Below are 647 nucleotides of genomic sequence, written 5' to 3'. Positions count from 1 at the left end.
CGGCGGCCGGAGGACGCGCCGCCCACCCAGCGACCGAGTGGCGGTCGCTGGGCGGCTTCGTACGTTGATCACGGGGCTGGCAGAAGGTTTCCCTTCGCTGAGTTGTCGCCCTCGGCGCCGTCGGGCTCGGGGTAGGGCCAGCCTTTGCCGTCTCCCCTCGCTGTTCCGGTGTAGCCCCAGAGTCGTCCGAATGCGTGTTTGTGATCGACGAAAGTGCCCTGCACCGACCTGTCGGAGGGCGCGCTGTCATGGATCGGCAGCTCAGTCGACTACTCGAAGCGGCCGAGCTGCCTCAGGTGCGTCTACACATCCTGCCGCTTGAGGTTGGTGCCCACGCCTCGATGGGCGGCGGCTTCGTGATCGCGGAACTCCCCGGAAGCGACAACCTACTTTGCCTCGACAACGCGGCACGGGGACAAATCGCTGACTACCCGGAGTGGATGCGCTTGGTGCAGCGCAAGTGGGAGCATCTACTCGGCGAGGCCCTGAGCGAGCGGGCCTCCATCGACGTGATCAACAAGCTGAGGGTGACGCCATGATGAGTGCCGGGCCGCGATGGCGGAAGTCGACCAGGTCAGCCAATGAAGGCAACTGTGTCGAGGTGGCGGACAATCTGACCGGGGTGGTGTTGGTGCGGGACAGCAAGG

The 647-nt window shown here is 65.5% G+C and carries 2 protein-coding genes; both read left to right on the top strand.

The features are described 5' to 3' along the window. Positions 1-194 precede the first annotated feature (194 nt). Positions 195-539: a DUF5753 domain-containing protein gene (locus tag H0524_RS06980; protein ID WP_309225034.1), complete on the top strand. Its 345-nt coding sequence runs from the start codon at positions 195-197 to the stop codon at positions 537-539. Beyond that, positions 536-647, top strand: a 112-nt coding sequence (locus H0524_RS06975; RefSeq protein ID WP_180198059.1) for a DUF397 domain-containing protein, incomplete at its 3' end; no start/stop codon positions are given. The genes H0524_RS06980 and H0524_RS06975, both read left to right, overlap by 4 nt.

The sequence above is a fragment of the Salinispora sp. H7-4 genome, assembly GCF_013416675.1.
In the GTDB taxonomy this organism is placed as follows: Bacteria; Actinomycetota; Actinomycetes; order Mycobacteriales; family Micromonosporaceae; genus Micromonospora; species Micromonospora vitiensis.
The sequence above is the reverse complement of the archived record's forward strand: the minus strand, read 5'-3'. Positions and strand labels throughout refer to the sequence as shown.